The organism is Paraburkholderia ultramafica (genome assembly GCF_902859915.1).
GTDB lineage: Bacteria > Pseudomonadota > Gammaproteobacteria > Burkholderiales > Burkholderiaceae > Paraburkholderia > Paraburkholderia ultramafica.
In genome coordinates this window covers 1-14,213 of sequence record NZ_CADIKK010000018.1, presented here as the reverse complement: position 1 = coordinate 14,213, position 14,213 = coordinate 1, and the positions used below count along the sequence as shown (strand labels likewise).

The following is a 14,213-nucleotide window of genomic DNA, read 5'->3' as shown; positions in this document are numbered from 1 at the left end:
GCTCAGTCGAAACTGAGCGGCTTCGCTGGCTGGTGAGCCCAGGCGGCTTGCGCCGCCGGGACTTACTCGCCTGAGTGTTGCTGTTCGGCGGCCGGGGTTTCCGGCGTACCGAATTCGAACGACTCTTCCGCTGCGATCTGATCGAAACGCTCGCGGTCGGACAGTTCCTTGCTCTTGCGTGCCTTGTGGAACGCGAGACCCGTACCGGCCGGAATCAGACGGCCGACGATCACGTTTTCCTTCAGACCACGCAGGTCGTCGCGCTTGCCCATGATCGCCGCTTCGGTCAACACGCGGGTCGTTTCCTGGAACGACGCCGCGGAGATGAACGAATCGGTCGACAGCGACGCCTTCGTAATACCAAGCAACACGTTTTCGTACGTTGCCGGACGCTTGTCTTCCGCGATCATACGGTCGTTCTCGTCGAGCATATCCGACCGCTCGACCTGTTCGCCCGGGATGAAACGCGTATCGCCGTTGTCCGTAATCTGCACGCGGCGCAGCATCTGACGAACAATCACTTCGATGTGCTTGTCGTTGATCTTCACGCCTTGCAGACGGTACACGTCCTGCACTTCGTCCACGATGTAGCGCGACAGCGCTTCGACGCCCTGCAAACGCAGGATGTCGTGCGGATCCGCCGGTCCGTCGACGATCATTTCGCCCTTGTTGACGACTTGACCATCGTGCACCAGAACCTGCTTTTCCTTCGCGATCAGGAACTCGTGCTGGTTGCCCTCGAGGTCCGTGATAACGAGACGCTGCTTGCCCTTCGTGTCCTTACCGAACGACGTCGTACCCGTGACTTCCGCCAGGATACCTGCGTCCTTCGGCGAACGTGCTTCGAACAGTTCGGCCACACGCGGCAGACCGCCGGTAATGTCACGCGTCTTCTGCGATTCGGTCGGGATACGTGCGAGCACTTCACCGACCTGCACTTGCTGACCGTCCTTCACGGTGATCAGAGCGCCGACCTGGAAGCCGATCTGCACCGAGTGCTCGGTGTTCGGGATCTTGACTTCTTCGCCGTTCGCATCGAGCAGCTTGACCTGCGGACGCACCGTCTTCGACGCTTGCGAACCACGACGCTTCACGTCGATCACGACCAGCGTCGACAGACCCGTCACATCATCGATCTGCTTCGCAACGGTCACGCCTTCTTCGACGTTTTCGAACTTCACCGTACCACCGTACTCGGTGATGATCGGACGCGTCATCGGATCCCACGTCGCCAGTTGCGTGCCGGCCTTGATCTGCGCGCCGTCCAGCTGCAACAGCGTCGCGCCGTACGGCACCTTGTGACGTTCGCGCTCGCGACCGTGGTCGTCGGTGATCATCGCTTCGCCCGAACGCGAGATGACGATCTGCTCGCCCTTCGCGTTGGTGACGTAACGCATCGTCGCCGTGAAACGCACCGTACCGTTCGACTTCGCTTCAACCGACGAGGCCACTGCCGCACGCGACGCCGCACCACCGATGTGGAACGTACGCATCGTGAGCTGCGTGCCCGGTTCACCGATCGACTGCGCAGCGATCACGCCGACTGCTTCACCGACGTTGACCGACGAGCCGCGGCCCAGGTCGCGGCCGTAGCAGGCTGCGCACAGACCGTAACGCGTTTCGCAAGTCAGCGGCGTACGCACGCGCACTTCGTCGATGCCGAGGCGTTCGATTTCTTCAACCGCGTCTTCGTCGAGCAGCGTGCCCGTTTCGTACAGCGTTTCCTGCGATTCCGGATTGACGACGTCAGCCACCGTCACGCGACCGAGGATACGGTCACGCAGTGCTTCGACGACTTCACCGCCTTCGACCAACGCCTTCATCGCGACGCCGTTGGACGTACCGCAATCGTCCTCGACCACCACCAGGTCCTGCGTCACGTCCACGAGACGACGCGTCAGGTAACCCGAGTTTGCCGTCTTCAGTGCCGTATCAGCCAGACCCTTACGTGCGCCGTGGGTCGAGATGAAGTACTGCAACACGTTCAGGCCTTCACGGAAGTTCGCCGTAATCGGCGTCTCGATGATCGAGCCGTCCGGCTTCGCCATCAGGCCACGCATACCGGCCAGCTGACGAATCTGAACCGCGGAACCACGCGCGCCCGAGTCCGCCATCATGTAGATGGAGTTGAACGATTCCTGACGCGTTTCGGTGCCGTCGCGGTCCGTGACTGGTTCCGTCGACAGTTGCTCCATCATCGCCTTGCCGACCGCTTCCGACGTTGCCGACCAGATGTCGACCACGTTGTTGTAGCGCTCTTGCGACGTGACGAGACCCGACATGTACTGACGGTCGTATTCTTTCACCTTCTTCGCGGCGTCGCCGACGATGGTTTCCTTCTGCGGCGGCACGAGCATGTCGTCGACGCAGATCGAGATACCAGCGCGCGTTGCCAGACGGAAGCCCGACTGCATCAACTGGTCGGCGAAAATCACCGTTTCTCGCAGACCGCACTTGCGGAATGCGGTGTTGATCAGACGCGAGATTTCCTTCTTCTTCAGCGGCTTGTTCAGCACCGAGAACGGCAGGCCCGGCGGCAGAATTTCCGACAGGATCGCACGGCCAACGGTCGTCGCGTACAGCGAGATCTTCGGCACGAACGCCGGCGCACCTTCCGACTTGTCTTCGTTGTGGACCATTTCGGTGATCCGCACGTTGACGCGCGAGGCGAGCTCGACTTCCTTGTTCTCGTAGGCACGCAGCGCTTCCGAGACGCCCGTGAACGTCAGGCCTTCGCCCTTGCCGTTCACGGCTTCGCGGGTCGCGTAGTACAAGCCGAGCACGATATCCTGCGACGGCACGATCGACGGATCGCCGTTGGCCGGGAACAGGACGTTGTTCGACGCCAGCATCAGCGTGCGCGCTTCCATCTGCGCTTCCAGCGACAGCGGCACGTGAACAGCCATCTGGTCACCGTCGAAGTCGGCGTTGAACGCCGCGCAAACGAGCGGGTGCAGCTGGATAGCCTTACCTTCGATCAGCACCGGCTCGAAAGCCTGAATGCCAAGACGGTGCAGCGTCGGCGCACGGTTCAGCATGACCGGATGTTCGCGGATCACCTCTTCCAGGATATCCCACACCACCGGCGTCTGGTTCTCGACTTCCTTCTTCGCAGCCTTGATGGTGGTAGCGACACCCATCACTTCGAGCTTGTTGAAGATGAACGGCTTGAACAGTTCGAGCGCCATCAGCTTCGGCAGACCGCACTGATGCAGCTTGAGCGTCGGGCCGACCACGATCACCGAACGGCCCGAGTAGTCAACGCGCTTACCGAGCAGGTTCTGACGGAAACGACCGCCCTTACCCTTGATCATGTCAGCGAGCGACTTCAGCGGACGCTTGTTCGCACCGGTCATCGCCTTACCGCGACGGCCGTTGTCGAGCAGCGAATCGACGGCTTCCTGCAGCATCCGCTTTTCGTTGCGAACGATGATTTCAGGCGCCTTCAGTTCGAGCAGACGCTTCAACCGGTTGTTACGGTTGATCACGCGGCGATACAGGTCGTTCAGATCCGACGTCGCGAAACGGCCGCCGTCCAGCGGCACCAGCGGACGCAGTTCCGGCGGCAGCACCGGCAGCACTTCGAGCACCATCCAGTCAGGCTTGATGCCCGAACGCTGGAAAGCCTCGAGCACCTTCAGGCGCTTCGCGTACTTCTTGATCTTCGCTTCCGAACCCGTGTTCTTGAGTTCGGTGCGGAGCATCTCGACCTGTTCGTCGATGTTGATCGCGCGCAGCAGCTCGCGAACGCCTTCCGCGCCCATCTCGGCACGGAATTCGTCACCGTATTCTTCGACCTTGTTGTAGTAATCCTCTTCGGTCATGATCTGCCGCGCTTTCAGCGGCGTCATGCCCGGATCGATCACCACATATGCTTCGAAGTACAGCACGCGTTCGATGTCACGCAGCGTCATGTCGAGCACCATGCCCAGACGCGACGGCAGCGACTTCAGGAACCAGATGTGAGCGACCGGCGAGGCCAGCTCAATGTGGCCCATCCGTTCGCGACGCACCTTCGCCAGCGTCACTTCGACGCCGCACTTCTCGCAGATCACGCCACGGTGCTTCAGGCGCTTGTACTTGCCGCAAAGGCATTCGTAGTCTTTGATCGGCCCGAAAATCTTCGCGCAGAACAGACCATCGCGTTCCGGCTTGAACGTCCGGTAGTTGATGGTTTCCGGCTTCTTGACTTCACCGAACGACCACGAACGGATCTTGTCCGGCGAGGCCAGACCGATCTTGATCGCGTCAAATACTTCAGGTTGTTGGACTTGCTTGAATAGATCGAGCAAAGCTTTCATCGCTTCTCTCCAGTAGTCCGATTAGTTGCGGTCGAGGTCGATGTCGATACCGAGCGAGCGGATTTCCTTCACCAACACGTTGAAGGATTCCGGCATGCCCGCATCGATCACGTGATCGCCCTTGACCAGGTTCTCGTACACCTTGGTCCGGCCGGTCACGTCGTCCGACTTCACCGTCAGCATTTCCTGCAGCACGTACGATGCGCCGTACGCTTCGAGCGCCCACACTTCCATTTCACCGAAACGCTGGCCACCGAACTGCGCCTTACCGCCCAACGGCTGCTGCGTCACGAGCGAGTACGGGCCCGTGGAACGCGCGTGCATCTTGTCGTCGACCAGGTGGTGCAGTTTCAGGTAGTGCATGTAGCCGACCGTCACCGTACGTTCGAACATCTCGCCCGTGCGGCCGTCGTACAGACGAACCTGATTCTTCGACGGCGTCATGCCGAGGTTCTTCGCGATGTCGTCCGGGAACGCCAGATCCAGCGCGCGCGACATTTCTTCTTCCGTCGCACCGTCGAACACCGGCGTTGCAAACGGCACGCCTTCGCGCAGGTTCTTCGCCAGTTCGACGATTTCGTCGTCGGTGAAGCTGTCCAGCTCTTCAGCGCGGCCCGACTCGTTGTAGATCTTGGTCAGGAATTCGCGCAGTTCAGCAATCTTCGCCTGACGCTGCAGCATTTCGCCGATACGCCAGCCGAGACCCTTCGCGGCCCAACCCAGATGCACTTCGAGAACCTGACCCACGTTCATCCGCGACGGCACGCCGAGCGGGTTCAGAACGACGTCAGCCGGACGGCCGTCGGCCATGTACGGCATGTCTTCGATCGGCACGATCTTCGACACGACACCCTTGTTACCGTGACGGCCGGCCATCTTGTCGCCAGGCTGCAGACGGCGCTTGACTGCCAGATACACCTTGACCATCTTCAACACGCCCGGCGGCAGTTCGTCGCCTTGCGTGAGCTTCTTGCGCTTTTCTTCGAACGCCAGATCGAACTGGTGACGCTTCTGTTCGATCGAGTCCTTGATCGCTTCGAGCTGTGCCGCTGCTTCTTCGTCCGCGAGGCGGATGTCGAACCAGTGGTAGTGGTCGAGATCTTCCAGGTAAGCCTGTTCGATCTTCGTACCCTTCGCGAGCTTCTTCGGACCACCGTTCGCGACCTTGCCGGTCAGCATACGTGCGAGACGCTGGAACGCGTCGCCTTCCACGATGCGCAACTGGTCGTTCAGGTCGAGGCGATAACGCTTCAGTTCATCGTCGATGATCTGTTGCGCACGCTTGTCGCGCTGAATGCCTTCGCGCGTGAACACTTGAACGTCGATCACCGTGCCGCTCATGCCCGACGGCACGCGCAGCGACGTGTCCTTCACGTCCGAAGCCTTTTCACCGAAGATCGCGCGCAGCAGCTTTTCTTCCGGGGTCAGCTGGGTTTCGCCCTTCGGCGTGACCTTGCCGACCAGCACGTCGCCTGCTTCGACTTCCGCACCGATGTACACGATGCCCGACTCGTCGAGACGGCCAAGTTGCACTTCAGCCAGGTTCGAGATGTCGCGCGTGATTTCTTCCGGTCCGAGCTTCGTATCGCGAGCTACGACGTTCAGTTCTTCGATGTGGATCGACGTGTAACGGTCGTCGGCAACCACCTTCTCCGAGATCAGGATCGAGTCTTCGAAGTTGTAGCCGTTCCACGGCATGAACGCGACCAGCATGTTCTGGCCAAGAGCCAGTTCGCCGAGGTCGGTCGATGCGCCATCAGCCAGCACGTCGCCGCGCGACACGATGTCGCCGACCTTCACGATCGGGCGCTGGTTGATGTTCGTGTTCTGGTTCGAACGCGTGTACTTGATCAGGTTGTAGATGTCCACACCGACGTCGCCAGCAACGGCTTCGTCGTCGTTCACGCGGATCACCATACGGCCTGCGTCGACGTAATCGACCACACCGCCGCGGAATGCCTGAACCGTCGTACCCGAGTCGACTGCCACCGTGCGCTCGATACCCGTACCGACCACGGCCTTTTCAGGACGCAGACACGGCACAGCCTGACGCTGCATGTTCGAACCCATCAATGCGCGGTTCGCGTCATCGTGCTCGAGGAACGGAATCAGCGAGGCTGCGACCGACACGATCTGCGACGGCGCCACGTCCATGTACTGGATGCGGTCCGGCGTGACCATCAGCGTTTCGCCTGCTTCACGCGACGACACCAGTTCGTCGGTCAGCGAGCCGTCGGCAGCAACCGCCGCGTTCGCCTGAGCGATCACGTAACGGCCTTCTTCGATCGCCGACAGGTAGTCGATCTGATCCGTCACCTTGCTGTCCACGACCTTGCGATACGGCGTTTCGAGGAAGCCGTATTCGTTCAGGTGCGCGTACAGAGCGAGCGAGTTGATCAGGCCGATGTTCGGACCTTCCGGCGTTTCAATCGGGCACACGCGACCGTAATGAGTCGGGTGCACGTCGCGGACTTCAAAGCCAGCGCGCTCACGCGTCAATCCGCCCGGACCAAGTGCCGAAACACGGCGCTTGTGGGTGATTTCCGACAGCGGGTTGGTTTGGTCCATGAACTGCGACAGCTGCGACGAACCGAAGAACTCGCGAATCGCCGACGAAATCGGTTTCGAGTTGATCAGGTCGTGCGGCATCAGGTTTTCGCTTTCTGCCTGGCCGAGGCGTTCCTTCACAGCACGTTCGACACGCACGAGACCTGCGCGGAACTGGTTTTCCGCCAGTTCGCCGACGCAACGCACACGACGATTGCCCAAGTGGTCGATGTCGTCCACTTCGCCCTTGCCGTTACGCAGTTCGACCAGGATCTTGATCGTTGCGAGGATGTCGTCGTCTTGCAGCGTCATCGGCCCGACGATCTCGTCGCGGCCCACGCGACGATTAAACTTCATACGGCCCACCTTGGACAGGTCGTACGCGTCTTCGCTGTAGAACAGACGGTTGAACAGCGCCTCGACGGCTTCTTCAGTCGGCGGTTCACCCGGACGCATCATGCGGTAGATCGCGATGCGAGCGGCCATCTTGTCCGCGGTTTCGTCGATACGCAGCGTCGACGAGATGTACGGACCTTGATCCAGATCGTTCGTGTAGAGCGTCTGGATGTCTTTGATCTTCGATTCGCGGAGCTTCTCGAGGACGGTTTCGGTGATTTCGTCGTTCGCGTTGGCGATGACTTCACCGGTGTCGCCGTCGACGACGTTCTTCGCCAGCACGCGGCCGAGCAGATAGTCTTCCGGGACCGAAATGAACTTGGTCTTCGCGTTGTCGAGGTCGCGAATGTGCTTCGCGTTGATCCGCTTGTCCTTCTGGACAATCACGTTGCCATCACGGTCGGAGATGTCGAAACGCGCGACTTCACCACGCAGACGCTCCGGCACGAATTCCATCTGCGCGCCTTCCGGCATCAGCGTGAAATTGTCGAACACGAAGAAGTTTGCGAGGATCTGTTCCGGCGTGAGGCCGATTGCCTTCAGCAGGATCGTGACCGGCATCTTGCGGCGACGGTCGACGCGGAAGTACAGCACGTCCTTCGGGTCGAACTCGAAGTCGAGCCACGAACCGCGGTAAGGAATGATACGTGCGGAGAACAGGAGCTTGCCCGAGCTGTGCGTCTTGCCCTTGTCGTGTTCGAAGAACACGCCCGGCGAACGGTGCAGCTGCGAAACGATCACACGTTCCGTGCCGTTGATGACGAACGAACCGGTCGGCGTCATGAGCGGAATTTCGCCCATGTACACTTCCTGTTCCTTCACTTCCTTGACGACCGGCTTGCTCGGCGATTCCTTGTCGAGCAGCACCAGACGCACTTTCGCACGCAGGGCCGAGCAGTACGTCAAACCGCGCTGCTGACATTCCTTGATGTTGAATGCCGGCGGCGACAGCATGTAGCTGACGAACTCTAGACGTGCGAACCCGTTATGCGAAACAATCGGGAAAACGGAAGTAAACGCAGCTTGCAGGCCTTCCGGCTTGCGTTGCGTAGACGACGTGTCTGCTTGCAGAAACGTGCTGAATGATTCAAGCTGGGTAGCCAGCAGGAAAGGTACTTGGTGAACGATGGGGCGCTTCGCAAAACTCTTGCGAATACGCTTCTTCTCGGTGAAGGAATATTGCATACGATCTCCGAATCACGGCGGGCATTGTTGTCGAGGCAGGATACCTTGATGAGACAACCCGAGTGTTCACCGACTGAGACCCGATGGCCGTCCGATGGCTTGAACGAGCCTAGAAGCTTGGTGGTTGGCCGCTACCAACCGCTGGCTGACGGCAGCGGATGCCTGTGTTGCCCGCTACCCGACCAAACTTGCCTTCTGCAGTCGCTTCAGAAGACAAAGAAAAACGCCGGTCATTGTTGCCGAAAGGCGGTTTTCTTTGGCTTCTGGGAGTCTCGTTCCTGCCGCAACAGCCTTGCAAAAACGCGGCTCCCACAAAGCACAAAAAGGCCGGCGGTGGAAAACCGCCAGCCTTCGCACAGCGCGCTGAAACTTACTTGATTTCAGCCTTCGCGCCGGCTTCTTCCAGCTTCTTCTTGGCTTCTTCAGCAGCAGCCTTCGGTACCGCTTCCTTAACTGGCTTCGGTGCGCCGTCGACCAGGTCCTTCGCTTCCTTCAGGCCGAGACCCGTCAGTTCACGAACAGCCTTAATGACCGAAACCTTGTTCGCGCCGACTTCCGTCAGGTTGACCGTGAATTCGGTTTGCTCTTCAGCAGCAGCAGCAGCGCCGCCGCCCGCCGGGCCAGCCACTGCAACAGCAGCTGCCGACACGCCAAACTTTTCTTCGAACGCCTTGACCAGTTCGTTCAGTTCCAGAACCGACATCGAGCTTACTGCCTCGAGAATGTCATCTTTTGCGATTGCCATTTGAAATACTCCTAAATTGAATTCGGATACAGCCAGCGATCAATCACGCTCGACCGAAGTGCGTTAAGCAGCGGTTTCTTCGCCTTGTTTCTTTTCTGCCAGCGCGGCCAGAGCGCGCGCAAAGCCGGAAACAGGTGCTTGCATAACGTACAACAGCTTGGAGAGCAGTTCTTCGCGGCTCGGGATGTTTGCCAGCGCTTGCACGCCAGCCTTGTCCATCACCTTGCCTTCGTAGGAACCAGCCTTGATGACCAACTTGTCATTGCCCTTGCTGAAGTCATTGACGACCTTAGCAGCAGCAATTGCATCTTCCGAGATGCCGTAGATCAGGGGGCCAGTCATCTGCTCTGCCAGCGAAGCAAACGGGGTACCTTCGACAGCGCGACGCGCCAGCGTGTTTTTCAACACGCGAAGGTAAACCTGTTGCTCACGCGCTTTCGCGCGCAGCTTGGTCAGATCGCCAACCGCGATTCCACGATACTCAGCCAGAACCACGGTCTGGGCTTTCGCGACTTGCGCGGCAACCTCAGCGACGACGGCCTGCTTGCTTTCTTTGTTGAGTGGCACGGTTAACCTCCAGATTCGATACACGCAGCGTGCGCCATGTGTACCGCGTTCAATAACGGCGTCCGACCAGTCAGGAGTATTTCGACCGCCCGAGGCCCGCATTGGTACGGACATCCAACGGCTTCATCACTACAAAACCTTTTCGGGTTCGCCATCTGCGTTGGCTTTACATTAAGGACTCGCCTAACTGCTGCGTGCCCGCCAACGGTCTTTGACAACCGGTTGCGCGATGCTGACTACCACCTCGCAACCGCCCAAAGCCCATAAAACCGCCCCGATTTTCATCGAGGCGATGAAATTTATTACTGTGCTGCGATCGATGCCTGGTCGACGCGAACGCCAACACCCATCGTGCTCGACACCGCAACCTTGCGCAGGTAGACACCTTTGCTCGTTGCCGGCTTCGCCTTTTGCAGCGCGTCGACGAGAGCGTTCAGGTTGCTACGCAGAGCCGTCGGCTCGAACGAAGCACGGCCGATCGTGGCGTGGATGATACCGGCCTTGTCGACACGGAATTGCACCTGACCAGCCTTGGCGTTCTTGACCGCAGTCGCGACGTCTGGCGTCACCGTACCGACCTTCGGGTTCGGCATCAGGCCGCGCGGGCCGAGGATCTGACCGAGCGTACCGACAACGCGCATCGTGTCCGGCGAAGCGATCACGATGTCGAAGTCCAGCTTGCCAGCCTTGACCTGTTCAGCCAGGTCTTCCATACCGACGACTTCTGCGCCTGCTGCACGAGCTTGCTCAGCCTTTTCGCCTTGTGCGAACACTGCGACGCGGACCGACTTGCCGGTACCAGCCGGCAGCACGACCGAGCCACGGACCACTTGGTCCGACTTCTTCGCGTCGATGCCGAGTTGCACTGCGACGTCGATCGACTCGTCGAACTTCGCGCTAGCGCATTCCTTCACGAGTGACAGAGCTTCGTCGATCGCGTACAGCTTCTGACGATCAACCTTGGCTGCAAATGCTTGTAGACGCTTTGAAAGCTTAGCCATTTACACGCCCTCCACGGTGATGCCCATCGAGCGGGCGCTACCAGCGATCGTACGAACCGCTGCGTCCAGATCAGCTGCCGTCAGATCGGGCATCTTGGTCTTGGCGATGTCTTCAGCTTGAGCGCGGGTGATCTTGCCGACCTTGTCGGTATGCGGCTTGCTCGAACCCTTGTCGATCTTCGCTGCCTTCTTGATCAGAACCGTTGCCGGCGGCGTCTTCAGAACAAACGTGAAGCTCTTGTCCGCGAACGCGGTGATCACGACCGGAATCGGCAGACCCGGCTCCATTGCTTGAGTCTGCGCGTTAAACGCCTTGCAGAACTCCATAATGTTCAGGCCGCGCTGGCCCAGTGCCGGACCGACCGGCGGCGACGGGTTGGCCTTACCTGCAGGAATCTGCAGCTTGATAAAGCCGATGATTTTCTTTGCCATGTTGAAAACCTCTTTGGAACGCCGCATGGGTACATGCGAACGTTCAGTGAGTAGTAGCGCGCGTTCGCCAAAAACTGACTACTTACGCTCCTCAACGGCCATTACGCGGACCGTAAGCGCGAAATACGGAACACACCACTTGGTGCGCCCCGTAGAATTCTGGATTACAACTTTTCGACCTGGCCGAATTCCAGCTCGACCGGCGTTGCGCGGCCGAAGATCGTAACGGAAACACGGACGCGCGACTTTTCGTAGTTCACTTCTTCGACGCTGCCGTTGAAATCCGTGAATGGACCGTCCTTCACCCGAACCATCTCGCCAACTTCGAACAGGGTCTTCGGACGCGGCTTTTCCACGCCTTCCTGCATTTGCGACATGATTTTCTCGACTTCCCTCGGGGAAATTGGGCTCGGGCGATTACGCGCGCCACCGACGAAACCGGTCACCTTGGCTGTGTTCTTCACGAGGTGCCACGTTTCGTCAGTCATTTCCATTTCCACGAGCACGTAGCCAGGGAAGAAACGACGTTCGGTGACCGATTTGTGACCGCCTTTCACCTCGACCACTTCTTCAGTCGGAACGAGGATTTGACCAAACTGGTCTTGCATGCCAGCACGTTCGATGCGCTCCTGAAGCGCACGTTGCACGCTCTTCTCCATGCCGGAGTAGGCGTGCACGACGTACCAACGTTTGCCGCTCGGGGATGCCGGAGTATCGCTCATATCATTTCCAACCCAGAATCACCGAGAAAATCGCCCATTCGATGGATTTATCACTAACCCAAAGAAAGATTGCCATGACGAACACGAAGCCGAATACTACGAGCGTTGTCTGGGTAGCCTCTTTGCGAGTAGGCCAAACAACCTTACGGACTTCTTTGTACGAGTCTTTGGCGAAAGCGATGAAACCCTTGCCAGGCGCGGAGAGAAGACCGACTGCAACACCCGCGATCGCACCAACAGCCAAGGCAGCTCCGCGGACGTACCATTCCTGACCATTGAGCCAGAAGAACCCCACGAACCCGGCCAAGACCAACAATACGCCTGCGACGAGCATCAGCTTGTCGCCGGATGTATTTACAGTTTCGACGGAAGGATTCGCCATAACACCTTAACGAAGCGTCATATACGACGCAAGAGTTGGCAGGGGCAGAGGGAATCGAACCCCCAACCTTCGGTTTTGGAGACCGACGCTCTGCCAGTTGAGCTATGCCCCTAAACCATTTGGGGTTGACGACACCGCCAACCCCGAAACTACCGATCAACGAGAACTATCTGGCGTTACTCGAGGATCTTGGCAACCACACCTGCGCCAACCGTACGGCCGCCTTCGCGGATTGCGAAGCGCAGACCTTCTTCCATCGCGATCGGGTTGATCAGCTTCACCGTGATCGACACGTTGTCGCCCGGCATGACCATTTCCTTGTCCTTCGGCAACTCGATCGAGCCCGTCACGTCCGTCGTACGGAAGTAGAACTGCGGACGATAGTTGTTGAAGAACGGCGTGTGACGGCCACCTTCGTCCTTGCTCAGCACGTACACTTCAGCCGTGAAGTGCGTGTGCGGGTTGATCGAACCCGGCTTCGCCAGAACCTGGCCACGCTCCACATCTTCACGCTTCGTGCCGCGCAGCAGGATACCCACGTTGTCGCCTGCCTGACCCTGGTCGAGCAGCTTGCGGAACATTTCCACGCCCGTGCAGGTCGTCTTCACCGTCGGCTTGATACCGACGATTTCGATTTCTTCGCCGACCTTCACGATGCCGCGCTCAACGCGACCCGTCACCACCGTGCCGCGACCCGAGATCGAGAACACGTCTTCCACCGGCATCAGGAACGAGCCGTCCACGGCGCGCTCCGGCGTCGGGATGTACGTGTCCAGCGCGTCGGCCAGATTCATGATCGCCACTTCGCCCAGCTCGCCCTTGTCGCCTTCCAGCGCCAGTTTGGCCGAACCCTTGATGATCGGCGTGTCGTCGCCCGGGAAGTCGTACTTCGACAGAAGTTCGCGAACTTCCATCTCGACCAGTTCCAGCAGCTCAGCATCGTCCACCATGTCGCACTTGTTCAGGAACACGATGATGTACGGAACGCCAACCTGACGCGCCAGCAGGATGTGCTCACGCGTTTGCGGCATCGGGCCGTCTGCGGCCGAGCACACCAGGATCGCGCCGTCCATCTGCGCTGCGCCCGTGATCATGTTCTTCACATAGTCAGCGTGGCCCGGGCAGTCGACGTGCGCGTAGTGGCGGTTAGCCGTTTCGTACTCGACGTGTGCCGTGTTGATCGTGATACCACGCGCCTTTTCTTCCGGCGCCGCGTCGATCTGGTCGTATGCCTTCGCTTCGCCGCCAAACTTCTGCGTCAGAACCGTCGTGATCGCTGCCGTCAGCGTGGTCTTGCCGTGGTCAACGTGACCGATCGTGCCGACGTTCACGTGCGGCTTGGTCCGCTCAAACTTACCCTTGGCCATTTTCGACTCCTAAGAGGATTTTTCCGTACGTTGCGCCGGGCGCAAACAATCACCGAGTACTTCTGGTGCCCATGGGCAGGATCGAACTGCCGACCTCTCCCTTACCAAGGGAGTGCTCTACCACTGAGCCACATGGGCGCTACTTCTGTGTTGCTGGAGCGGGTGAAGGGAATCGAACCCTCGTCGTAAGCTTGGAAGGCTTCTGCTCTACCATTGAGCTACACCCGCAAGGATTCATGGATTCCCAACAATTGCTACAACTTGCATTCTGGTGGAGGAGGTTGGATTCGAACCAACGTAGGCGTAAGCCAACAGATTTACAGTCTGCCCCCTTTAGCCACTCGGGCACCCCTCCGCGGAGAACTGATGATTATGGGGGAACAACCGCTTGTTGTCAAGACTTGCTTGACCGTTCCAAACCCAAGGCTCTCACTTATATAGTGATTCCAACAACTTCCGTAAACGCAAAAACCCCACCGGGTCAGGTGGGGTTTGTGCTTGCTGCTGGGGAGCCTGACGATTACCTACTTTCACACGGGCAATCCGCACTATCATCGGCGTGGAGTCG

9 protein-coding genes and 4 tRNA genes are annotated in these 14,213 nt (G+C 59.0%); all 13 read right to left on the bottom strand.

Annotation, left to right across the window (positions count from 1 at the left end; all coding sequences use genetic code 11):
- Window positions 1-62: 62 nt before the first annotated feature.
- Window positions 63-4,301 (bottom strand): DNA-directed RNA polymerase subunit beta', encoded by a 4,239-nt coding sequence (gene rpoC, locus HV744_RS19610; RefSeq protein ID WP_175151111.1) that lies wholly within the window; start codon window positions 4,299-4,301, stop codon window positions 63-65.
- 21 nt (window positions 4,302-4,322) lie between these two features.
- The gene (gene rpoB, locus HV744_RS19605) at window positions 4,323-8,429 is read right to left on the bottom strand and encodes a DNA-directed RNA polymerase subunit beta (protein ID WP_175151110.1); all 4,107 of its coding nucleotides are present in this window, start codon (window positions 8,427-8,429) and stop codon (window positions 4,323-4,325) included.
- Between the two features lie 370 nt (window positions 8,430-8,799).
- Entirely contained in the window at window positions 8,800-9,174 is a 375-nt protein-coding gene (rplL, locus tag HV744_RS19600; protein ID WP_027803638.1) for a 50S ribosomal protein L7/L12, read from the bottom strand.
- A gap of 63 nt (window positions 9,175-9,237) precedes the next feature.
- Complete coding sequence (rplJ, locus tag HV744_RS19595; protein WP_175151109.1) at window positions 9,238-9,741, bottom strand: 50S ribosomal protein L10; 504 nt, start codon at window positions 9,739-9,741, stop codon at window positions 9,238-9,240.
- 302 nt (window positions 9,742-10,043) lie between these two features.
- Window positions 10,044-10,742, bottom strand: a complete 699-nt coding sequence (rplA, locus tag HV744_RS19590; protein WP_074762373.1) for a 50S ribosomal protein L1 — start codon at window positions 10,740-10,742, stop codon at window positions 10,044-10,046.
- Window positions 10,743-11,174 (bottom strand): 50S ribosomal protein L11, encoded by a 432-nt coding sequence (gene rplK, locus HV744_RS19585; protein WP_042329781.1) that lies wholly within the window; start codon window positions 11,172-11,174, stop codon window positions 10,743-10,745. It abuts the gene before it with no gap.
- A gap of 164 nt (window positions 11,175-11,338) precedes the next feature.
- Window positions 11,339-11,896, bottom strand: a complete 558-nt coding sequence (gene nusG / locus HV744_RS19580) for a transcription termination/antitermination protein NusG (RefSeq protein ID WP_007180147.1) — start codon at window positions 11,894-11,896, stop codon at window positions 11,339-11,341.
- Between the two features lies 1 nt (window position 11,897).
- Window positions 11,898-12,278, bottom strand: a complete 381-nt coding sequence (gene secE / locus HV744_RS19575; protein ID WP_015003929.1) for a preprotein translocase subunit SecE — start codon at window positions 12,276-12,278, stop codon at window positions 11,898-11,900.
- A 36-nt stretch (window positions 12,279-12,314) separates the two neighbouring features.
- Window positions 12,315-12,390: transfer RNA gene (locus HV744_RS19570), tRNA-Trp, on the bottom strand.
- A 64-nt stretch (window positions 12,391-12,454) separates the two neighbouring features.
- Window positions 12,455-13,645 (bottom strand): elongation factor Tu, encoded by a 1,191-nt coding sequence (tuf, locus tag HV744_RS19565; protein WP_175151108.1) that lies wholly within the window; start codon window positions 13,643-13,645, stop codon window positions 12,455-12,457.
- Between the two features lie 63 nt (window positions 13,646-13,708).
- Window positions 13,709-13,783: transfer RNA gene (locus HV744_RS19560), tRNA-Thr, on the bottom strand.
- 16 nt (window positions 13,784-13,799) lie between these two features.
- Window positions 13,800-13,873 (bottom strand) — tRNA-Gly (locus HV744_RS19555).
- Window positions 13,874-13,914: 41 nt separating this feature from the next.
- Window positions 13,915-14,000 (bottom strand) — tRNA-Tyr (locus HV744_RS19550).
- Between the last annotated feature and the right edge of the window lie 213 nt (window positions 14,001-14,213).

Bases quoted from the DNA above. Each gene is read 5' to 3' on its own strand.
- rpoC (WP_175151111.1), bottom strand. From the start codon at position 4,301: ATGAAAGCTTTGCTCGATCTATTCAAGCAAGTCCAACAACCTGAAGTA.
- rpoB (WP_175151110.1), bottom strand. From the start codon at position 8,429: ATGCAATATTCCTTCACCGAGAAGAAGCGTATTCGCAAGAGTTTTGCG.
- rplL (WP_027803638.1), bottom strand. From the start codon at position 9,174: ATGGCAATCGCAAAAGATGACATTCTCGAGGCAGTAAGCTCGATGTCG.
- rplA (WP_074762373.1), bottom strand. From the start codon at position 10,742: ATGGCTAAGCTTTCAAAGCGTCTACAAGCATTTGCAGCCAAGGTTGAT.
- rplK (WP_042329781.1), bottom strand. From the start codon at position 11,174: ATGGCAAAGAAAATCATCGGCTTTATCAAGCTGCAGATTCCTGCAGGT.
- nusG (WP_007180147.1), bottom strand. From the start codon at position 11,896: ATGAGCGATACTCCGGCATCCCCGAGCGGCAAACGTTGGTACGTCGTG.
- secE (WP_015003929.1), bottom strand. From the start codon at position 12,278: ATGGCGAATCCTTCCGTCGAAACTGTAAATACATCCGGCGACAAGCTG.
- tuf (WP_175151108.1), bottom strand. From the start codon at position 13,645: ATGGCCAAGGGTAAGTTTGAGCGGACCAAGCCGCACGTGAACGTCGGC.